The sequence below is a fragment of the Gemmatimonadaceae bacterium genome, assembly GCA_016720905.1.
Lineage (GTDB): Bacteria > Gemmatimonadota > Gemmatimonadetes > Gemmatimonadales > Gemmatimonadaceae > Gemmatimonas.
Window position 1 is genome coordinate 1 of record JADKJT010000016.1, and the last position, 21,274, is coordinate 21,274.

Annotated in this window: 12 protein-coding genes and 1 pseudogene; 6 read left to right on the forward strand and 7 right to left on the reverse strand. The window is 64.4% G+C overall.

The window, feature by feature from the left end:
- From IPP90_13425 to IPP90_13435, 3 genes are all read right to left on the reverse strand, one after another.
- The coding region (locus IPP90_13425) for a DNA-3-methyladenine glycosylase 2 family protein (GenBank protein ID MBL0171698.1) at positions 1 to 265 on the reverse strand (265 nt) is incomplete at its 3' end.
- A gap of 39 nt (positions 266 to 304) precedes the next feature.
- The gene (locus IPP90_13430) at positions 305 to 817 is read right to left on the reverse strand and encodes a hypothetical protein (GenBank protein ID MBL0171699.1); all 513 of its coding nucleotides are present in this window, start codon (positions 815 to 817) and stop codon (positions 305 to 307) included.
- A gap of 38 nt (positions 818 to 855) precedes the next feature.
- Positions 856 to 3,708, reverse strand: a complete 2,853-nt coding sequence (locus IPP90_13435; protein MBL0171700.1) for a glycosyl hydrolase — start codon at positions 3,706 to 3,708, stop codon at positions 856 to 858.
- Positions 3,709 to 3,937: 229 nt separating this feature from the next.
- Between IPP90_13435 and IPP90_13440 the strand changes: the two genes are divergently transcribed.
- Positions 3,938 to 5,080, forward strand: coding sequence for a hypothetical protein (locus IPP90_13440; protein ID MBL0171701.1), 1,143 nt, complete (start codon positions 3,938 to 3,940; stop codon positions 5,078 to 5,080).
- A gap of 202 nt (positions 5,081 to 5,282) precedes the next feature.
- Positions 5,283 to 6,740 carry a M28 family peptidase gene (locus tag IPP90_13445; protein ID MBL0171702.1) on the forward strand — a complete coding sequence of 486 codons (1,458 nt, stop codon included), beginning with the start codon at positions 5,283 to 5,285 and terminating at the stop codon, positions 6,738 to 6,740.
- A gap of 32 nt (positions 6,741 to 6,772) precedes the next feature.
- Here IPP90_13445 and IPP90_13450 read toward each other — a convergent pair whose 3' ends face one another.
- Entirely contained in the window at positions 6,773 to 7,438 is a 666-nt protein-coding gene (locus tag IPP90_13450; GenBank protein MBL0171703.1) for a carboxypeptidase regulatory-like domain-containing protein, read from the reverse strand.
- Positions 7,439 to 7,573: 135 nt separating this feature from the next.
- A pseudogene (locus tag IPP90_13455) lies at positions 7,574 to 10,722 on the reverse strand (glycoside hydrolase).
- Between the two features lie 390 nt (positions 10,723 to 11,112).
- Between IPP90_13455 and IPP90_13460 the strand changes: the two are divergent.
- Genes IPP90_13460 through IPP90_13475 form a run of 4 tightly spaced genes read left to right on the forward strand, consistent with a single transcriptional unit; the run spans position 11,113 to position 16,043 of the window.
- The gene (locus IPP90_13460) at positions 11,113 to 12,156 is read left to right on the forward strand and encodes a hypothetical protein (GenBank protein MBL0171704.1); all 1,044 of its coding nucleotides are present in this window, start codon (positions 11,113 to 11,115) and stop codon (positions 12,154 to 12,156) included.
- A complete protein-coding gene (locus IPP90_13465; GenBank protein MBL0171705.1) occupies positions 12,153 to 12,575 on the forward strand; it encodes a hypothetical protein in 423 nt (140 codons plus the stop codon). The genes IPP90_13460 and IPP90_13465 overlap by 4 nt, the downstream gene beginning before the upstream one ends.
- An 11-nt stretch (positions 12,576 to 12,586) precedes the next feature.
- Positions 12,587 to 14,470 (forward strand): hypothetical protein, encoded by a 1,884-nt coding sequence (locus tag IPP90_13470; protein ID MBL0171706.1) that lies wholly within the window; start codon positions 12,587 to 12,589, stop codon positions 14,468 to 14,470.
- Complete coding sequence (locus IPP90_13475) at positions 14,457 to 16,043, forward strand: YdiU family protein (protein MBL0171707.1); 1,587 nt, start codon at positions 14,457 to 14,459, stop codon at positions 16,041 to 16,043. Before IPP90_13470 ends, IPP90_13475 begins: the two co-directional genes overlap by 14 nt.
- A 310-nt stretch (positions 16,044 to 16,353) precedes the next feature.
- On the opposite strand, the gene IPP90_13480 is transcribed toward IPP90_13475, so the two are convergent.
- Together IPP90_13480 and ppsA are read right to left on the reverse strand one after the other, a co-directional pair.
- Positions 16,354 to 18,795, reverse strand: coding sequence for a fused MFS/spermidine synthase (locus IPP90_13480; protein ID MBL0171708.1), 2,442 nt, complete (start codon positions 18,793 to 18,795; stop codon positions 16,354 to 16,356).
- A 24-nt stretch (positions 18,796 to 18,819) separates the two neighbouring features.
- Positions 18,820 to 21,267, reverse strand: a complete 2,448-nt coding sequence (gene ppsA / locus IPP90_13485; GenBank protein ID MBL0171709.1) for a phosphoenolpyruvate synthase — start codon at positions 21,265 to 21,267, stop codon at positions 18,820 to 18,822.
- Between the last annotated feature and the right edge of the window lie 7 nt (positions 21,268 to 21,274).

Sequence of the window (21,274 nt, forward strand, 5' to 3'; positions counted from 1 at the left end):
ACGCCCGCATGCCGTCAATGCCGAGCGCGTGCACTGCGTGTGGTTCCATCACACCAATGGCGCCGCGCAATCGTTCGTACATGGTCTTCGCCGCCGCCAGCGACACCTGCTGTTCGAGAATGATGCGCACCAGTGTCGCGAACCCCGGCCGACGCGCCCAGAGCGGCGGCGCGCCAAAGCGTGTGACGATGGCCCCGAGATCGGGATCGCGGTCGGCCAGTTCGTGCACCGCGAGTTGCAGGGTGGCGGCGTTCAGTTGCCTCACCCTGCACGCTCGTTCATTCCCGACGCCAATGCCTTACCATCACGGCGTTGGCGGAATGCGACCCGGTGTTGGCGGGGCACCAATCCGATCCAGTTCCTGTTCGATGGCTGCGATCTCCGTCATGAGAATGGGCCTGAGCTTCGCGTACTCACTGGCGAAGTCCGCCGCGGCAATCTCGTATTCCTGTCGGTTGGTGCCGGTGGGCGGAGCAAGCACACCATCGGGCGATGCATTGCCGGCCCGCGACTGGATTGACACCGGCACCTGCTCACCGCGCGCCGAGTTGACGTTGTCGCCGCGCAACGCACGCAGCGAAAGCGTGAGCCGACGATTCACATCGCGCGCGCGATCGGTGAGCGCCTTGGGGGCTTGCGGCATCTGATCGAGCACCCTGACGATGGCGTCCATCTTGGTTTTCGCCGCGTTGGCCGCTTCCACCGAGGCGGAAATCTGTCGCGTGAGCTTCTGCACTTGCGCACGGAACGTGAGATTGGCTTCGCGATCGGCCACGGTGGTGGTGGCGGCCGGGTCGTGCAGAATGTTGAATGACATGGGACCGGCGAGTGGCGTGGATACCCCCTGCTCGCGTTTCACCAGCGTAACGGTGTACTTGCCAGGCGGAACAGGGCTGCCACCGGCACCGCCGCCACCGAACCCGCCGCCTCCGCCTCCGCCCGCGGCAGCCGCGGCGCCGCCGTCACCCGGCGCGTCCAGCGTACCGCGCGCAGGTCCCACGTGACACGATGCGCGCCACGCGACCCCGGCAGCGTGAGTACACGCCACACACGCCCCGATGCATCAGCAATCGACGCACCGAGTACCACTGCCTCTTCTTCGGCCTCGGCAATGAAGTCGGCCGGCGTTGGATACACGATAGGCTTGCCCGCTTTCTCCGCGGCGCGCTGCGCTTCCAGGCGCTTCTCCTTCTTGGACGTAAAGAGCGCTTCTTTCAGCGAGTAGGTGATAGCCGCACCGTAGTCCGGATTGGCAGCGCTGAAAATCGCCTCACCTTGCGAGCCCTTCCCGCTGCCGCCAAACGGACTGCGACGCACAAACGAGATGGCATCTTTCACCGGATACAGCGTGGCTGGCGCCGCCAGTGACGCCGTGGTCACATCGCGCAGCCGCGAGTAGTCGTCCACCACGAAAATGCCGCGACCGAAGGTGCCGAGCACGAGATCATCGGCCTGTCGCTGAATCGCGATGTCACGCACCTGGATGGTGGGCAGTCCGGGAATCTTGAGCCAATGCGCGCCGCCGTCCTTACTGACGTAGGCACCGAATTCGGTGCCGGCAAACAGCAACATGGGGTCGACGTGATCTTCAGCGAATCCATACACCGTGCCGCGCTTGGGCAGGTCACCCGTGATGGACACCCATTGCTTGCCGGCGTCGGTGCTCTTGAACAGATACGGCGAGAAGTCGCCGTTCTGGTGATTGTTGAAGGCGGCGAACACGGTCTTGGCGGCATGTCGCGACGTGATGAGACGCTGCACGTAGGCGTTGCCAGGCACGCCGGGCACTGAATCGCTCTTGCGCCAGTTGGTGCCGCCGTCCTCGGTGATCTGAATGAGCCCGTCGTCGGTCCCCACAAACAGCAACCCTTCCTGCTTCTGCGACTCGGCAATCTGGCTGATATTGCTGTAGAACGCCGTGGACTGGTTCTTGGCAATCGCATCGGGGCCCCACACCTTGCCCATCACCGGCATGGCGTTGCGATCGACCTGCCGCGTGAGGTCTGCGCTGATGGGTTTCCAGCTGTTGCCGCGATCGTCGCTGCGATACAAACGCTGCGACGCCGTATACAGTCGCGTATGTGAGAAAGGCGAGATGATAATCGGCGTGTCCCAGTTGAAGCGACTGGGCGCTTCGCCGCGACCCACCGCCGGCTGAATGCCGATGGCCTCGCCGGTGCGCACATCATGGCGCACCATGCCGCCGCCCTGGCTTTCCGCATACACGGTGAAGGGATCTTCCGGATCGACGCGCGACACGAAGCCATCACCACCCGTGGTCACAAACCAGTCGGTGTTGAGAATGCCGTTGTTGCTGCGGTTGGCCGCCGGACCGCAGAGTGAGGCGTTGTCCTGCGTGCCGCCGCACACCATGTAGAACGGCGCGTTGTTGCTCACATCCACATCGTAGAACTGCGTGATGGGGAGGTTGGCGAAGAAGATCCAGTTCTTGCCGCCATCCCACGTCTGATACAGGCCACCGTCATTACCGTTCACGTAGTGATCGGGGAAACGTGGGTCCACCCAGATCACGTGATTGTCCACGTGCTTGGTCCGTTCGCCGAGGTTGCGCCATGTGGCGCCGCCGTCGTCGCTCACCTGGTTTTGCACGTCCACCGCGTACAGCCGTTGCACGTTGAACGGGTCGGCGAAAATAGTGGCGTAGTACATGGGCTGCGCCGAGTAGGGCGAGCGCTTCTCCCAGGTGATGCCGTTGTCGACGGAGCGGAACATGCCGCCGTCGCCGGGTGTGCTTTCGACCGTGGCGTACACCACGTCAGGATCCTTCGGCGACATGGCGAGACCAATGCGTCCCAGCGCGCCAGAGGGCAGGCCCGTGGTGATCTTCCTCCAGCTCTTGCCGGCGTCGGTGGAACGATAGAGCGCGCTTTCCGGTCCGCCATTGATGAGCGTGTAGAAATGCCGGCGGCGCTGCCACGTGGCGGCGATGAGCACGTCGGGGTTGCGCGGGTCCATCACGACATCGGTGACGCCCGTACGCTCGGTAACCGCGATGAGGGAGGTCCACGTCTTGCCGCCATCGGTGGTCTTGTAGAGTCCACGGTCACCGCCGTCGGCCCACAGTGGCCCCTGCGCGGCGACATACACCACGTCGCTGTTGCGCGGGTCAATGAGAATGCGCGCAATGTGCTCGGACTTCTCCAGTCCCATGCGCTTCCAGTTCTTGCCGGCGTCGTCGGAGCGATACACGCCGTCGCCATAGGCGACGCTGCGCTGCGAGTTGTTCTCGCCAGTGCCTACCCATACGGTATTGGGCTGGCGCTGGTCGAGTACCACGGTGCCAATGGAATACGACGACTGCTTGTCGAAAATGGGTGCCCAGGTGGCGCCGCCGTTGTCGGTCTTGAACACGCCGCCCGAGGCAACGCCCACGTACATGATGCCCGGATTGACCGGATGCACGGCGATGCTGGAGATGCGCCCGCCGGTGACCGCGGGGCCAATGAGGCGTGGTTTGAGCAATGCGCTGAGCGCGCCGGAGATGCCGCGCGCGGCGGTGGTGTCGCCTTCAGCGCGCGTGGTATCCGGCTTGGTGTCGCGCTTGGTGGTGTCGGGGCGCGACGCCGTCGTTGGCTTGGTCGTCGCGACGGTGGGTTTCCGTGCGGCGGGCGGTGTCGATTGTTGTGCAACAACCGGTGTGTTGCTCAAAGAGAGCAGCGCGACGGAAACGATGAAGATATGGCGCATCGGGAGGGACTCTGAGAGGGCGGTAACGGGATCGCGACCAACCTGAACGATCGCCCGTGGCCTGACGGCGCGCCAGACATGACGCCCCGCGACGTGCGCGGTGCGTACCGTGTGCGCGTGATGCACTGGACAGCGGTCTCAGGGCTCACCAGTATCAAGTGTCCGGATATCTGTTGGCGCCGGTGGCAACGCGGCAGTAAGCGGCCGCCTGGAGTGGCAAGGAGGTTCCATGGCGAACTGGACGACGACGTCGGCGATGGCCGTTGCGCTTGGCCTGTCAGTGCTCGAGTCGGGGTGTGGCGATAGCAGTAAAGACGGAGGTCCGACGGGTATCGGCCCGCCACCGGGGCTTGCCGCATGCAGCGCCGGCCCGTTCCTCACCGTGCCGCTGGTTGCCGCTTCCAGCATCCAGGTCGTGGCGCCGCTGGGGAATCTCAACCCACCGGGACACACGTTCCCCACCGATCATATCTACCTGTACATGGCGGTGTTTCCCGTGGCGATATCGGCGCCCGGCAATCTCGTCATCACCGACGTGCTGGTGCAGCATCGCACGGGTGGTGGGCAGGCGGATTTGGACGACTATGCCGTGACGTTCTTTCCGTGCAGCGACGTGATGATGCAGCTTGCCCACGTCGCCAGGCTGGCGACGCAGCTCAGCGCGAAGGTCGGCGACTTGAGCGGTGGGTGCGGGAGCAGCTATCAGTTGGCCGGCTTCACGTACCAGCAGTGCCGCAAGAGCGTGAACGTGGCAATGTCAACCGGAGAGGTCATGGGCACCACGGCGGCGACGCTCGACGTGCTCGCCCGGGACCGCCGCATCACCATCGCCTACGTGAACGCGTCACGCCTGTCCGACAGTGTCGGTGCGTTCGGCGACAAGCACGTGGCCTGCCCGATCGACTACTTCGAGGCCTCTATCGCCGATCCGTTGCGCGCGAAACTGGGCATCGGCAGCGCGCTGCGCACCACGCCCCCGGTATGCGGCGATGTGGCGCAGGACGTGCCCAACACGGCGGCGGGACGCTGGTTTCGTATTGGCAGCCCGACCTATCCGGAAGAACCGCATCTGGCCCTGGTGCACGACAATTTCAATCCGGCCCTCGGTGTGTTTTCCGTCGGCTCGTCGATCCCGTCGCTGTCGGCTCGCACGTACACATTTACTCCCGCAGCCACTGGTCGCGTCAATCTGGATTTCCGCTACGTCACCACGATCGGCGAGACCGAGTGTTATGTGGTGTCGGCCAATCAACGCGTGTTGCTGCAACTCACTTCCACAACGCGCCTTCGCATTCAGGGCATTGGCCCTGGCACCTGCGGCGACCCCAGCACCTGGATACTTGGCGCCGGGGCCGTGGAATTCGAACGCTGACCGGTTGTGACAGTGGCCGCATTGCGGGCGACGCGCTCGCCGAAATGCTGCGCTCACCGAAGTAAACTCCAATTTTACCTGACCTATGAAACGCTCCATCGCGCTCTGTTCCCTGATGCTGCTGCCACTGGCGTTGCCGTCGCAGTCCGTCGCCACGCCGTCCGCGTACTCGCTGATCAAGGAAGCCGATATCAAAGCCGACATGCTCGTCATGGCCGGCGACGGGATGCGAGGCCGCGAGTCGGGCACGCTCGATGAACTGCGCGCATCGATGTGGACCGCGGATCAGCTCGCCAAGGCTGGCGTGAAACCGCTGGGCGAAGACGGCACCTGGTTCCAGTGGTTCAATATGCGCCGAACGCGGATCTCAACGGCCGTGAGCACCGTGCGCATTGGCGGCCGGCCGTTTGCCCTGTGGACGGAGGCCACGCCGACGTCGAACGCCGATGGAGACGTTGTCGGCATCACAGTATTCGCCGGCGACGGCAGCGATTCAACGATCGACGTGCGTGGTCGGGTGGCGGTGGTGACGCTCAAGCCGACCTCCGAAGGCACACGTAGCACGATCAACACACCGGCGTATCGCGCGGTGCGTCAGGGGCTGACGGTGCAGGGCGGCGTCATGACGCGGCGCGGCGCCTTGGCCGTGATCATCGTTGCCGACGACGTCGGCGAGGCAAACTTCGACGCCGTCGGTAGTCTGCAATCGCGTGGCACGTACAATGTGCCCGGTGGCGCCCCACGTTTTTCCGAGGCAGCGCTGAGTAACCGTGTGGGCGGTGCGGGCCGCGGCGGGCGTGGGGGCGCCGGAGGCGCTGCAGCCGGTGGCGGTCGCGGGCAGCCGACCGGCGGTATGGCCGTACCCGTCCTGTTCGTGCATCGTGCAATGCTCCAGCAACTGCGTCAGAATGGGCAAGGCGTCGAAATTCACATCAAGTCGGAAACTTTCGACGCGCCGTCGGTAAACGTCATCGGCGTCGTGCGCGGCACCGACCCCAAGCTCCGTGATGAGTACGTCGTGTTCAGTTCCCACCAGGATCACGACGGAGTCCGTTTCTCCATTGACGGGGACTCCATCTGGAACGGTGCCGACGACAACGCGAGCACCAGCGTGGCGCTGTTCGCCATCGCGCGCGCATGGGCCAAGCAGCCTTCCAAACGCTCGGCGCTCTTCATTTTTCACGGCGCCGAGGAGCGCGGGCTGCTCGGATCGCGCTGGCACGCCGCCCACCCGGTCGTACCGCTCACGAGCATGGCCGCAGTGCTCAACGGCGACATGATCGGCCAGAACCATCCCGACACGGCATCGCTGCTGGGATCGCAGCCGCCACACCGGAACTCGAGCGCACTCGTCCAGATGGCGTTCGACGCGAACAGCCGCACCGGCAAATTCGTCATCGATTCCATGTGGGACCGTCCGACGCACCCGGAAGGCTTCTACTTCCGGAGCGACCACGCGTCGTACGCTCAGCTCAATGTTCCCTCCATCTTCTTCACGACGACCCTGCATCCCGACTACCACACCCCGCGTGACGATGCGTCACGCATCAACTACCCCAAGCTCACCCGGATGACGCAGTGGATGTACCTCACGGGTTGGATTGTCGGGAATGCCAAGGATCGCCCAACGATCGACGGCGGTGTCCGGCAGGTGCCGTGACCGATACAGCGAACGCGCGACGCCCCCCGTGGCTATTTGGTCCAGAAGATCGCCGTTCCGCAATACGAGCCGTCACCTCCGGCACCCGTCGCGTTGTACCTCGATGGAGTCGACGATGGATTGTGCCACTCGAAGCCAATGATCTCGTCCGCTCGGAGACTACTCACATCAAATATCAGTGTTTCCCGAGCGATCTTCGTAGGCGCGCCATTGAAAACAGAGATTCCGTTCACAACAACTTGCGGGTAACAGGCTTGTGCATCTCGCTGTGCCGCGAGGACAGTCTTGCCGCTCACCCGACGAGTCCGCAGTCCGGGAACTCGGCCAATGAGCACCACGTCAACCTGACTCGCGGAGTTCTCCTCAAAAACCGAGCGGTCCAGGAATCGCCCGAAACCCATGGCCCGCCGCTCATCAAACTCCGCGAGTCGCAGGCGATCAATGGTCCTGTCAGCCTCGACCTGAACCGGCGCCATGGCTTGTGCCGTGCGCGTCAGCAGGAAATCGACATCGACCACGTCGTTCGCGGCCAAGCGAATACTGACCACGAGCGAATCAAAGCCCAACGCGCGAACGACAACCACGTATTCGCCTGGGGGGACATCCATCAGGCGAAATCGTCCGTTCGGCTCGCTGCGCGTGGTCAGTCCGCGCGTTCGCACCTCGATGCGGGCATCGGCGATTGGCCGTTCAGGCATGTCAGCCAGAACCCGACCAGAGATTTCGCCACGCTGAGCGGATAGCTGCAGCGGCCGTCCCGTGCACAGACACAGCGCGGCCAGCGATATCGCCTTCGCCCTATTGAGAATCATGCTGGGCCGCCAATAGGCGAGTTACAGCGGTGGTCCCGCGACCACCCGATCCTCGTCGTCGATGACCTCGTTATTCAGCTTCGAACGCCTGAACAACGCCACCTTGAGCGGCTCCGACCCCGCCGCCTTGAGCTTGGCGTTGAGCGCCGGCACCTCGGTTTTCGCGATCGCGTTCCACTGCGCTTGCAAGGCTGCCAGAGACTTGAGACGGGCGTTCGCTGCCGCGACCGCCTGTGACGTGGGCGTGTCGTCGGCGCCCTGCAGCACGTTCATCACCGGCAGGAATTGACCCGCGACACTGGTGAACGACTCCGGCGCCGCTGGGCCACCGCCACTGCCGCGTCCACCTCCACCGCCAAAGCCACCGCGACCGCCACCGACGGCTTCCGGACCAGCGAGTGCCTCGAGGCGTTTGGCCAACGCATCCACGGCGTTGGCCAGATCACCAGTCACCTTGCCCTTGCGATCCAGCAACTGCGTGCGCAGCGCGCGCGCTTGCTTTGCCATCACTGGTGCCTGCAACGCGGCATCGTACAGCGCGACCGACAGCGTGTACTGCTGACGCAACGCCACCGCGGGTGTCTTCACGCGCGGATCCATGCGCACCGTAAACGACTGCGACTGGCTCGCGCCGTTGGCAGTTAATCGTGCCGTGTACGTGCCGGGGTGCGCCCACGGCCCTTCGGGCTCACACTTGGTGTTGAACGGCGTCGCTGAAATGGGCAACGAGCAGTTCTCGCCCGGCGGCGTGAAATGCAGATCCCACGTGTATCGCTGCAGGCCGGCCTTGGTGGACAGCACTTGTGGCGGCCGGAACCAATACCACGGCCAGTTGCCCACGTCCTTCACCGGCTCGGCTTTGTCGGTACTGGAATACGTGCGAATCACGCGCCCCGACGCATCGAGAATCTCCAGCGTGACCGGGCCGCTCACATCGTTCTTCAGGTAGTAATCGATGATCGCGCCATCGGGCGGATTCTCGGCGTACGGCTCGTCGGGCGGCACCGGCGTGTCGGTGTACATGGAATACCGCACGCGCGTGGCCATCGCCGGCTTGAACAACGTGACCGCATCACTGGCGGCTTTCTCGCTCCACTGCCGCAACGCGGTGATGTTGTCGAGAATCCAGAAACCCCGACCGTGCGTGCCAATGGCCAGATCGTCGTCCTTGATGATGACATCACGCACCGAGGTGGCCGGCATGTTTACGCGCAATGAATGCCAGTGGTCGCCGTCGTTGAGCGAGAACCACACCTGCGTTTCACTGCCAGCGAATAACAGCCCTTTGCGTTTGGGATCTTCCTTCACGCTGTTGATGGTGGCGCCGTCGGCGATGCCGCCGACAATTTCGGTCCACATCTTGCCACCATCGCGCGTGCGGAAAATATGCGGACGCAGATCATCCAACCGGATGGTATTGATAGCCGCGTAGGCGGTGCCGGCGTCGCTGTGCGAGGCGTCCATGATGGACACCTTGGCCCACGGACCAATTTGCGGTGGGGTCACGTTGGCCCAGGACTTGCCGCCATTCCGCGTGACGTGAATGAGTCCGTCGTCGGTGCCGGCCCAGATGGTGTTGGAGTCCACCGGGCTGGGCGCGATGGTGTACACCACGCCGCGGCGAGTGGGGGTGGCGGCTGGTGTGCCGATGTACCGCCCCACGTTTTTGGGCACGTTCCACGTTTCGCGCGACAGGTCGGGGCTGATTTGCTTCCACTGCTGGCCGCCTGTCACGGTCTGCCACACCACGTTGGTGCGTAGTAGAGTTTGCGCGGGTTGATGGGCGAAAAGAGGATCGGCATGGTGCGCACGCCGCGATAGATATCCGGACCGCCGCCACCACCACCGCGTCCCACGTTTGGACTCACATTCTGCGTTTGACCGGTACGCCGATCGTAGCGCACCACGGTGCCGCCGAAGTACACGTCGGGGTTGAGCGGATCGGGCGCGACGTAGCTGTACTCGGATGCACCAACCGGATGGAACTCGCGATAGCCGATATAGCCGTCGTTGCCGCGACTGGATACGCACCCCGAGCCCGAGTCCTGCTGGCCGCTGCACAGCCGGTAGGGAAACGCGTAGTCGGCGGCCACGTGATAGAACGCGGCCGTGGGCTGATTGTACCACGAGCTCCACGTCTTGCCGCCATTTACCGTGATGACCGCGCCCTGATCGGCCACCAGCAGCATGATGTCGCCGTTGTTCGGATTGATCCAGTAGCGCTGATAGTCGTCACCGCCGGGCGCGCCGCGATGCGCGGCCCACGTCTTGCCGGCATCGGTGGATTTCCAGGCCACGGTGTTGGCTGAATACACGATGTCCGGATTTTTCGGGTCGACGGCGGGCGCCGACATATCATCAGCCTTGCCCGCAATGTTGTTGTTGGTGGTGGCGACGGTCCAGCTTTCGCCGGCGTCGTCGGAGCGATACATCGCGCCACCGCGCGTGGCCTGCACAATGGCGTAGAGGCGATTGGGATTGCTGGGCGCGATGGCGATGCCAATGCGACCCAGTCCGTCTGCCGATGTCGGGAGGCCTTTGGTGAGCGGCTTCCACGTCGTGCCACCATCCGTGCTCTTGAACAGCCCGCTATTCGGTCCGGAAAACGATGAGTTCTCCCACGGCCCATGCTGCGCATCCCACAGTGCGGCATACACCGTGTTGGGATCGTTGGGCGCGATCTGCACTTCGGCGCCGCCGGTGTACTCGTCTTTGTACAACACCTTTTGCCACGACGTGCCGCCATCGGTGGTGCGATAAATGCCGCGCTCCGGATTCTGGCCGTACGGGTGTCCTAACACCGCCGCGAACACGCGTTCGGGATTGGTGGGATCGATGGCCAGTCGCGGAATTTGCTGGTTGTTGTTGATCCACACGTGCGACCAGCTCTTGCCGGCGTCGGTGGACTTGTAGATGCCGTCACCGGTGGCCAGATCGGGGCGGTGCAGGCCCTCTCCCGAACCCACGTAGATCACGTTCGGGTTGGACGGTGCCACGTCGATGGCGCCGATGGAGCCACTGGATTGCTCATCGAAGATCGGCGTCCAGATACGGCCATAGTCGGTGGTCTTCCACACGCCTCCGTTCACCATGCCCATGTAGAACACATTGGGCTGACTGGGCACGCCCGCTGCCGCTTTAGTGCGGCCGGCGCGGAACGGTCCGATCATGCGCCACTTCGGGCCCTTGATGCTGGCGGCATCGAAAGTGGCCTGCGCGCTGAGCGCAATCGGCGAGAAGGCGGCGGCAGCGAGCAGTGATGCCGTCAGGGCGCGTCGGGAAAGGAGCACGGGGGCCTCGGGTGAGCGGGAATGCGTCCAATCTGCGGTGAAGCGGTGCGAACGGCCAGAATGTCGCGATTTCGTTGGAAAGCACCTTGAACCGACAAGTACGCAAAGGTCGCGAAGGAACAGGACCCACCATGCCCGACTTGACGACCTTCGCGTACTTTGCGGTCAGCGTTTTGAACTGTCATTTTTCGAACAGGTGCAGCGGTGTACCTCGACTGCGAGGCGTGACCCATGCGAATCCCCTTGGCGCACCAAGCTGACGCTGACGCCATGCCGCCCACCCTCCGTACATTGCTGGAGGCCGAACTGGACGCCGGCAATGCGATCATCGAGGTGGGTCACTCGCACCCGGCGCCACCGGTCGGGGCCTATTTCAAGTTGGCACGCCAGGTGTCGACCCGGCCGCGCGAAAGCGGCGATGGTCTCAATTTCTTTGACCGCCACGGATCGACGTCATCGGGGGAATTCACCGATACCGATCGACGGTATTGGATCCTGGAGGCGCCGAACCCCGCCGACGCCGAGGAGCTGGATATGGACGCCATCCGAGCGGCCCTGCAACCTCCGCCGTTTGTTCCGGAGCCTTCAGTCAACGGGCCGTCTGCGCCTCAGCACGCGTTGGACCACTCCGGCGAACGTGGCGATCCGGGCGACAGTGCCTCAGACGCCGACGCGTGGCGGCGCTTCGCCGACAGCAAGCGGATGGACTACGACCGGTGGAAAGAGGGGATCGGGTACGACCTGGACGCGTTGGCGTCGCTCTCGGTGGAGAGTCAGCGCGTGGTGGAGAGACAGCTGACCCCGCCATCCGGTTGGCGCGATGTGGAAGCCCTGGCGGCGCTTGATACCGCAACCGCACGGGAGACTCTGCGCGGCGCCGTGCATGCGGAAGACATCGAGGTGCGGTTGGCCGTATTGTCCCATGCGCCGGAACTGATTGACGATGCCACGCGGACGGACGCCATCCTGCTGGCCCTCACCGAGGCCGGTCCCTTTGCCGGGCGAACGGAGACGCTGGATCTGGTGATGGAGTTCCACCCGCCGGTTGTCGTGCAAGCGATGTTTGTGCGGCTGCTGCTTGCCACCGGCGAGATGGCGTATCACTACGCGGCCACGTTGACGGCCATTCACGGTGTGGTCGATTCACGTTATGATTGGTCGCTTCGACCGATGTACCTCGCCTTCAACACCGACGAGATGTCGGCCCGTCGCGAGGCGTTTCTCTCGCTGTGCACCACACTTGGTGTGGACGGTCCCGCGCAGTTGGCGGTGGTCGACCAGACCATCGCCACTCACCACGACTCCACGCCATGACCAATCCCATGCTCATCGAAGCCCCCGCATCAACCGATTCCATCGCGTACGAAACGCTGGGGTATGTGGACGCCTACGATGCCGTGCTCAATTGCGACTATGCGTTTGTGGCCTACAAGGAGACGGATCGCGAGAGCGGTGCCTGGTCGGTGCGCATTCGCTCCTCGCAAACGGCGGGCGGCGCGTTTGACCCCGAGGCCATGCGTCTGCAGGCCCGCGCCGCGGGCGCCCAGGGGAAGCCCTGGTTTGTGTGGGGCTACTCGTTTGAACCCACGGCCGATGATGTGCGGCAGATTGAGTTCCGCGTGCACGTCGCCGACGGCAAACCATCGTCGGTCGAGATGTGTGTGCGGTTGCGCAAGTTTGATCAGTCGGCCGATACGCCCAAATCGGTCTCGTTCGCGTGGCCGTCGTCGTGAGTCGTGACGGCATGACATCCTGGTTCGGTACGATCGGCGTTGGGATCGCGGTTGGCGTGGTCGGCCTGGTGGTTGGCGGGTGGCTCGCGTCGCGCGCGGTGGACTGGTACAACGTGCCGTCGCGCGAAGGCGGCTCCGCGTACTTCGTGATGTTCCAGGCGTTGTTCGCGCTCGTGGCCGGACTCATCATCGGCGTGATCGTCAGTCGGGTGGTGGTGAGCGGCGGCGGGACGCAACTGAAAGCGTTGCTGCTGGGCGGTGGCGCGCATCTCCTGCTGCTGGCGGTCATTGGCACCGTGGCACGACTGATGGCCGATGTGCCGCCGTCGTTCGAAGGAGAGCGGTTGATGCTGGCCGTGGAGGTGTCCTGGCCCGAGGCAAGCGCGCCGTCGCTCCCCAGCGGCGACATCCTGCCGTATGTCGGACTTGCTGCGGCGAGCGGGAACACCACGCGGGTTGGGCGTCAGGGGCCGTTGTGGGCCGCCGATGCCCGTCACGAAAACGGCCGACTGATCGTGCCGGGGGCGGTGGAGATATTCACCAGTCGGGGCAAGCGTCTGCTGTTCGTGAATACGGGCACGAGGGACAAGGAAGACGGGCTGGTGCTGCCGCTGCCGGCGTATCCGGGAAAGGCGCAGCGCACATGGAGCGAGTGGATGCCGCGTGCCCGCAGCGGCACGCCCGCCCTCCCCGACGGTATTCGGTATCGCTTTCGTGTGGTCAAGCGCAACGAGCCCATACGCACGCAGCATGTCGGCGCGTTTGACATCAGTACCGTGGCGCGCAAGTTCACCGAGTCCCGCTATGCCCCCATCACCAGTGACTACGCCGCGGATGCAGACTTTCAGGTGAGCTACAAGGGAACGCCGGTGACGGTCGAGGGGCGGACGGTCGATCAATACATCCCCGATCCGTGGAAACCGGATGCGGCACCGCCGGCAGACGCACCGGTGCAGTTCGATCGCATCATTGCGGTCGCGACGATCCCGGGTGCCGAACCCGCGCTGGTGGTCGAGGTTGAGTACCGCGACTCGCAGTACCGTTCCACCTATGACTATCTGCTCCAGGCACAAGGTGACCGACTGCGAACCACCTTTGTCAGTGCGGGCGGTGCCGACCTCATGGCCAGGCGACTGTCCCGGCCTCCGGACAATGCACCTCCGGAACCGGTGAACGGGCGTCAGGGGTATATCGACGACCGAATCCTCGCGGTTCCCGGATTGTATCTCTTTCCCCGAGCGGTGCTGGATACCCGTTCGCGAACGGTGCAGGCGGTGTCACTGGAACGAACCGACGACGAAATTCTCAAGATCGGGCCACTTTCGCTGTCGCCCGACGAGAAACACTTCGCACGCTTGATTCGCAACAGTGAGAACAATTCGATACTGATGGAGCAGGTTACGATTGCCGACAACGCGCGCCGCACGGTGCCAACGGGATTCGCCACAACGTCCACCGGCAATTGGCAGGACGCCGACCGGTCGTACTTCGACAACTACTTCGCCTGGGAATCGACCGCAGGCGGTGGCTACCGCGTGACGCCAAAGGCCGGTGCGACCACCCTGCCACACCGGGGAACGCTCAAGGAGCAGGTGGGGTATCGCGAATACCGTGTTTCGCTGGCGAAGGAGTCACTGCGCGACGCGTTCATTGCCGATCTCACGGCGACATACGGTGCCACGCTGGTGCCGACTGCGGCTGATGCGTATGCGAAAGAAGTGCGCATCAACGGCGAGATCTTCAACCTGTCGTACAGCGACGAGGGTGAGGTGGGCATCTGGATGGAGAATCACGACAATACACTGCCGATGGTGAAACTGTCGCGACATCTGGATTCGTTGCTGGCCACACGCCGACTGGATGCCCATTTCAAGAAACCTGATGCTCCGCAGTGACCTGCGGTTCGACAATCGATTCATTCAGGAGCTGCCGGGAGACGCCGAGACCACCGCGCGACGGCGCCAGGTAGTGGGTGCATGCTGGAGCGCCGTCGATCCCACCGCGGTGGCGGCGCCGGTGCTGCTGGCCCATTCGCCCGAAGTGGCTGCGCAGGTGGGATTCACCGAAGGCGATGTCGCCGAGCCCTGGTTTGCCGAGGTGTTTGGCGGCAATCGCCTGATGGAAGGGATGTCGCCGTTTGCCGCGTGTTACGGCGGCCACCAGTTCGGGAACTGGGCGGGTCAGTTGGGTGACGGGCGGGCGATCACGCTGGGCGAGGTGGTTGGCACGGACGGCGCGCGTCATGAATTGCAGCTCAAGGGTGCCGGACCAACACCCTATTCGCGCACGGCCGACGGGCGCGCGGTCCTGCGATCGTCCATTCGCGAATTTCTGTGCAGCGAGGCCATGCATCATCTCGGTGTGCCCACCACGCGGGCGCTGTCGCTGGTGACGACGGGCGATGCGGTGGTCCGCGACATGTTCTACAACGGCGACGCACGGGAGGAACCGGGGGCGATCGTCTGTCGCGTGGCGCCATCCTTCATCCGGTTTGGCAACTTCGAGATCCTGGCGGCGCGTGGTGACACTGTCGTGCTCGAACGCCTGGTGGACTTCACGATTGCGCGCGACTTCCCGCATCTCGGCGTACGCGAGCAGGACCCGCAGGCGCGGCGCGCGGCGTGGTTCACCGAAGTGTGCGAACGCACGGCGCGCATGATGGTGCACTGGATGCGCGTGGGGTTCGTGCACGGCGTGATGAACACGGACAACATGTCGATTCTGGGGCTGACCATCGACTACGGACCGTACGGCTGGCTGGATGACTTCGATCCGCACTGGACGCCGAACACGACGGACGCGAACGGTCGGCGCTATCGCTATGAGCAACAACCGGCCATTGCGCAATGGAATCTGGTGCGACTCGCCGAGGCACTGCAGCCGGTGTTCGCCAACGACGCGCCGCTGGAGGCCGCGCTTGAGCGGTACGTTGCCGTGTATACCGCCGAGTATCAGACCATGCTGCAGGCGAAATTTGGACTGCGTTTGCCGGACGCCGATGACGGGGCGTTGATTGGCGCGTGCTTTGCCTTGCTGCAAGCGGCCGAGATGGATTTCACCCTGTTTTTCCGCGCGCTGGGCAACCTGCCCGACACCCTGCCGGCCGATGGCGCCCTGGAGACACTGCTGGGCGACGTGTTCTATGATGACAGCAAGCGTCGTCTGCACCACGATGCCGTGCGCGCGTGGGTCGTGCAGTGGCACGCGCGCGTATCGCGCGACGGCGAGGCGGCCGCGACGCGTCGGGCCCGCATGCATGCCGTGAATCCGAAGTACGTGTTGCGGAACTATCTGGCGCAGGAGGCCATCGACCTGGCGAATGCGGGGGACTTTTCACGGGTGCACACCTTGCTGGACGTGATGCGCCGTCCCTATGACGAGCAGCCGCAGTTTACGCTGTTTGCCGCGCGTCGGCCCGAGTGGGCGCGCCACCGGGCGGGATGCTCGATGCTGTCGTGCAGTTCGTGAGCGCGTGGCTACCTGCCGTGGGACGCCAACCGTGCGAAGAGCGAGCGGCGAACGCCGCTGACGACGACCGGCGGTGCGTCGCGATCGGGGTTTCGCTGAGGAACTGAGCGGTGAGGGGCCGGAGGGGTGAGCAACGGAAGCGTCGAGCGCTAGAGAGCCCAGCCGGTGAGGGTAGAACGCAGTCCTGCCCTCGCCGGCTGGCCCCTCAACGCTCAACGCTTCTGTTGCTCACCCCTCCGGCCCCTCACCGCTCCAAGCTCAGCGATGTGTCAACGCATCCTTGAGACTCTGCACGCGTGTACCGCACCCATCACCGCGGCACCCCCATGCCCTGGCTCAACGCCACCTTCCACGCGTCACTGGCCACAAACAGTTGCTCCGGGAACCTCTTGAGCGCCGCGATCTCCTCGAAGATATCGGCGGCCGTGTACTGATTGAGCCCGACGCCGGCAAGATACTGGAGACGCAGGTTGCGATCGGTGTTGATGGCCGCACCGCTCAGCCATGCCTTGAGGTCGGCGCCGCTGCCCGCGTACGTCGAGAACAGCTCCATGGGTGAGCCGAAGCCGCTTTCCGTGAGTGACGCACCAACCTGACGATAGCCGGCGTCCTGGAACCGTGTCTCCAGGCTGGCGATGTCGATACGCGATGGACCCGCCTGGCCCAACAGCACGACATCATAGCCGGCACCATTGAGATTGTTCGCCCAGATCGTGCCGTCGGGAAAGACCTCGAAGAAGGTGGCCAGCTCACTGCGCACCGCGTCCAGCGTGCTTTCGTACAACGGCACCCACTGTGTCACCACGCCGCCGGGCTTCAGGTGTGCCTTGACGGCCTGGAAATACTCGCGCGTGTACAACGAGGCGGCGCCCTTCACCCACGGATTGATGGGATCCGACGTGATCACGTCGAATTGCTCGTCGGACGTTTGCACGAAGCTGCGCGCGTCGTCGAAGTAGATCTGCGTGCGCGGATCCTTCGCGACGTTGTTGTTTTCCTTGACGAACCAGGTGGACACGACTTGTGGAATCAACGGCTCGATTTCGCAGATCACCAGACGGGTGACGGAGGGATACGGGAGAAATGACCCGGCCGTCACGCCGGCGCCGAAGCCCACCACCAGCACCGACTGCGGATTGGGATGCACCAGCGCCGGAAGATGCGCGAGCATCTTTTGCAGCCGCATGTCCTGGGGCAGGCTGGACGCTTCCACCTTGCCGCTCACATGAAACTGCGTGGCCCCACTGTTCAACACCCTCGTGACGGCAACGGAACTGTTCATGCCTTCACCCACATACAGCACATCGGTCTTGCCGATCCACGTGACGGCGTATCGGCCGTGCGCCACCAGATTGCCGGGCAGCTCAGGGACCGTGGCAATCAGCAATGCCGCCAGCAGGGGAGTGGCCAACAGGGCGAGTCGTGCCTTCGCGCCGGGGGCGAGCAGCAACAGCATCGACGCGGAGGCGGCGACGGCGATCAACACCCGCTGCGCATCGCGCGTGCCCAGCGCGGGAATGAGCAGCAGACTGCACACCGTTGCCCCGACGATTGAGCCGACGGTATTGGCGGCGTACACGCGGCCCACCAGTCGCGACGTGTCTTCCCCCGGTGCGGCAATGGCCGCGAGCGCGAAGGGGAAACTGGCTCCCCACAGGACGGCCGCTGGCAGAATCGCCAGGGCGCCGCGCACCAGATCGAGCTGCAACGCGTACCACGCGCTGGGAGCGAGCGACGGATTGACCGGCCAGTTGGGAAGTGCCAGGAAGATCACGGCAGCGGCCCAGGCGATGGCGACGGTCAGCAAGGCCTGGCACCAGGCGAGCGCCCGACGGGGACTCTCGACAATGCGCGCCAGCCAGGCGGCGGTCGCACTGCCGATGCCGAGGCCGGTCAGGAAGACCGCCAGGATCATCGAAAACGTGTAGACCGAGGCGCCAAACGTCAGCGACAGCAGGCGGGTCCAGATCACTTCGGCGGCTAGCGCGCAGGCACCGGACAGGCCGATGGCGAGATAGACGGCGTTTGCGCCCTCGCGCGGTGCGTTGGCCGTGATAGCGGCGCTGTCGGACACTCCTCGCGCGTGGTCCCCAGCGGGGTAGGCCGGTGTTCGCGTGGAGATACCCCACGCGATCAGCGCGACCGCGATGTTCAGCGCCGCTGCGACGTACGTGGCCACCGCCTGATCGTGCACCCGCAGCAGGTAGAACCCCGCCAGCACGCTGCCCACGACGGCGCCAGCGATATTGCCGCCGTAGAAGAATCCCAGCCAGGAAATCCCGCGCGGGGACGACTCGACCCACCGCGCGATCGCGGGGAGCGTGGCGCCCATGAGAATTGTAGGGGGCAGGAGACAGAGCGCGGCCACCACGGCGCGCAACACGATGGCGGCTGCGCCGTGTCCCACTGCCGGCGAATACAGGCGACCGATCAGCGGAATCGCGAACAACTCCACCACGCCGATGAGGCCGATGCTGAGTTCGAGCATGGCATAGAGCTGCAGCGGATGACGCGCGCGCGACGCAAATCGCGGCAACGCCAGACTGCCGATGCACATGCCGCCCATGAAGGTGGCCAGCAACACGCCCAACGAGACTGCCGACGATCCGATCACCAACTCCAGCAGTTGGAACCAGACCACCTCATAGATCAACGCGCAGATGCCGCTGCCGACAAACAGCACCAACAGGAAGGGCAGGACGCGGCGCGAAGTCTGTTCAAACGCGTCGGACCGGAGAGTCGAGCTGGTCATGCGGGGCGGGTCTGGATGAAGGCGTCAGGCGATGATCGGCGGGGGACGGGAGGAAAGAATAGCTTCGGTCGCAGCGATGCGCTGCTTGGTTTTCAGGAACGAGTCCGGGTTGAGCGAGATGGAGTCGATACCGCACTCCACCAGGAACGCCGCGAAGTCCGCATGGTCGCTGGGCGCCTGACCGCAGAGCCCCACCGGTCGCCCGGCGCGGTGAGCGCGGTCGATCACATCGCGGATGAGCGATGTCACCGCCGGATTGCGTTCGTCAAAGAGCGATGCCAGCAGGGCGGAGTCGCGGTCCACTCCCAGCGTGAGTTGGGTGAGATCGTTGGAGCCGATGGAGAACCCATCGAATCGTTCGGCGAACTCCGTGGCCAGAATCACGTTGGAGGGAATCTCGCACATCACGTACACCTGAAGACCATCCTTGCCGCGGGCCAGACCCGCGTCGGCCATCGTGGCCAATACACGGTCGGCTTCGTCGAGGGTGCGGCAGAAGGGGATCATCACGATGATGTTCCGCAGGCCGATCGTTTCGCGCACCGCGCGGATGGCCCGACACTCCAACAGAAAGCCGTCGCGATACCGATCGCTGTAGTACCGCGAGGCTCCCCGGAATCCGATCATCGGATTCTCCTCGTGCTCCTCGAAGACCGACCCGCCCAGCAGGCCGGCGTATTCGTTGGTCTTGAAATCACTCATGCGTACGATCACCGGTCGCGGATGCTGCGAGGCGGCGATCATCGCAATGCCGCGGGCCAGCCGATCCACGAAAAAGTCGCCCTTGTCGGCGTAGCCGCGCGTGAGTTGTTCGATCCGCGCGCGTTCTCCCGCGTCAGTCACCGGATCGAAATGTGCCAGTGCCATCGGGTGCACCTGGACCTCGTCCGTGATGATGAACTCGATCCTGGCCAGTCCGACACCATCGGTTGGCAGGCGCCAGTGCGACAGGGCCGACGCAGGATCCGCCAGATTGATCATCACCTTGGTGCGGGTGGACGGAATCGACTCCAGTGGCGTCTCCTCGCGATGGCTGGCGATCGCCCCCTCGTAGACGATGCCCTCTTCGCCACCCGCACACGACAGGGTGATCATGGTGCCGTCGGCGATCACCCGCGTCGCCCCCGCCGCCCCGACAATAGCCGGAATCCCCATTTCCCGGCTGACGATGGCCGCGTGACACGTGCGGCCTCCGTGCTCCGTGATGACGCCGGCGGCCACGCGCAGCGCGGGAACCCAATCGGGATCCGTCGACTCGGCAACCAGAATGGAGCCGGGGCGGAACGTCTCCAGGTCCGTCACGCTGCGGATGACGCACGCGGGGGCGGTGGCCACTGCATTGCCGACGCTGCGACCGCGACACAACTCGGTGCCCGTGCCATCCAGATGCCAGGTGACCATCGCCGGTGCCCGCTGCGATTGCACGGTCTCCGGCCGGGCCTGCACGATGTACAACAGCCCATCTCCGCCATCCTTGGCCCACTCGATGTCCATCGGGACGAGTTTGCCGCTGCGCGCGGAGGTGTCGCGCTCAATCTGCAGCGCCCAGCGTCCCAGCTGCAACGCCTCCTCTTCCGAAATGCACAGGCGCTGTCGCTTCTCCGCTGGCGTGTCCACGTTGCGCGTCGTGGCACTGCCGCCGCGCGCCAGCACCATAGTGCGTTCCTTCTCGCCAATGCGCGTTCGCAACACGGGACGCAACGACGGGTCGGCCAGCGGCGGCTTGAACAGCAGAATCTCATCGGGGCCGACGGCGCCCTTGACGACGTTCTCGCCGAGTCCCCACGAACCGGTAATCAACACCACGTCCGGAAAGCCTGTTTCGGTGTCGATGGTGAACATGACGCCGGCCGATGCCAGGTCGGAGCGCACCATCTTCTGCACACCAACAGACAAGGCCACCTTGAGGTGATCGAACTCATTCTCGTCGCGATAGGCGATGGCGCGATCCGTGAACAGCGACGTCACACACTGACGCCAGCGCTCCACCACCTCGACCTCGCCGACGATGTTGAGATAGCTCTCCTGTTGTCCCGCAAAGCTGGCTTCGGGGAGGTCTTCGGCGGTGGCGCTGGAGCGCACCGCCACGCTCATGTTCGCGGCACCACACCGGCGGCACAGTTCGCGATAGGACGCGACGATCGAGTCGCGCACGTCGTCGGGAATGGTGGCGGTGCGCAGCAGGCGACGGATGTCACCACCCGCCTCATGCAGAGACTGCCGACCGGCCTTCCACGCCGCCAGTCGGTCGCGCATCGGCGCCTCCAGCTCGTTGGCGCGAATGAACCGCCAATACGCGTTGGCAGTCAGGGCGAAGCCGGGCGGAATGCGAATGCCCAGCGGAACCAGCGACTGCGTCATCTGCGCCAGCGACGCGTTCTTACCGCCCACCTGGTCGATCGCCGTCGCCCGTGCGTCCTCAAACCACAAGACGAGCGCACCGCCACGGTCGGTGTCGTTGTGACTCCGCATACCAGAA

Bases quoted from the DNA above. Each gene is read 5' to 3' on its own strand.
- IPP90_13430 (MBL0171699.1), bottom strand. From the start codon at position 817: ATGTCATTCAACATTCTGCACGACCCGGCCGCCACCACCACCGTGGCC.
- IPP90_13435 (MBL0171700.1), bottom strand. From the start codon at position 3,708: ATGCGCCATATCTTCATCGTTTCCGTCGCGCTGCTCTCTTTGAGCAAC.
- IPP90_13440 (MBL0171701.1), top strand. From the start codon at position 3,938: ATGGCGAACTGGACGACGACGTCGGCGATGGCCGTTGCGCTTGGCCTG.
- IPP90_13445 (MBL0171702.1), top strand. From the start codon at position 5,283: ATGCTCGTCATGGCCGGCGACGGGATGCGAGGCCGCGAGTCGGGCACG.
- IPP90_13450 (MBL0171703.1), bottom strand. From the start codon at position 7,438: ATGCCTGAACGGCCAATCGCCGATGCCCGCATCGAGGTGCGAACGCGC.
- IPP90_13460 (MBL0171704.1), top strand. From the start codon at position 11,113: ATGCCGCCCACCCTCCGTACATTGCTGGAGGCCGAACTGGACGCCGGC.
- IPP90_13465 (MBL0171705.1), top strand. From the start codon at position 12,153: ATGACCAATCCCATGCTCATCGAAGCCCCCGCATCAACCGATTCCATC.
- IPP90_13470 (MBL0171706.1), top strand. From the start codon at position 12,587: ATGACATCCTGGTTCGGTACGATCGGCGTTGGGATCGCGGTTGGCGTG.
- IPP90_13475 (MBL0171707.1), top strand. From the start codon at position 14,457: ATGCTCCGCAGTGACCTGCGGTTCGACAATCGATTCATTCAGGAGCTG.
- IPP90_13480 (MBL0171708.1), bottom strand. From the start codon at position 18,795: ATGACCAGCTCGACTCTCCGGTCCGACGCGTTTGAACAGACTTCGCGC.
- ppsA (MBL0171709.1), bottom strand. From the start codon at position 21,267: ATGCGGAGTCACAACGACACCGACCGTGGCGGTGCGCTCGTCTTGTGG.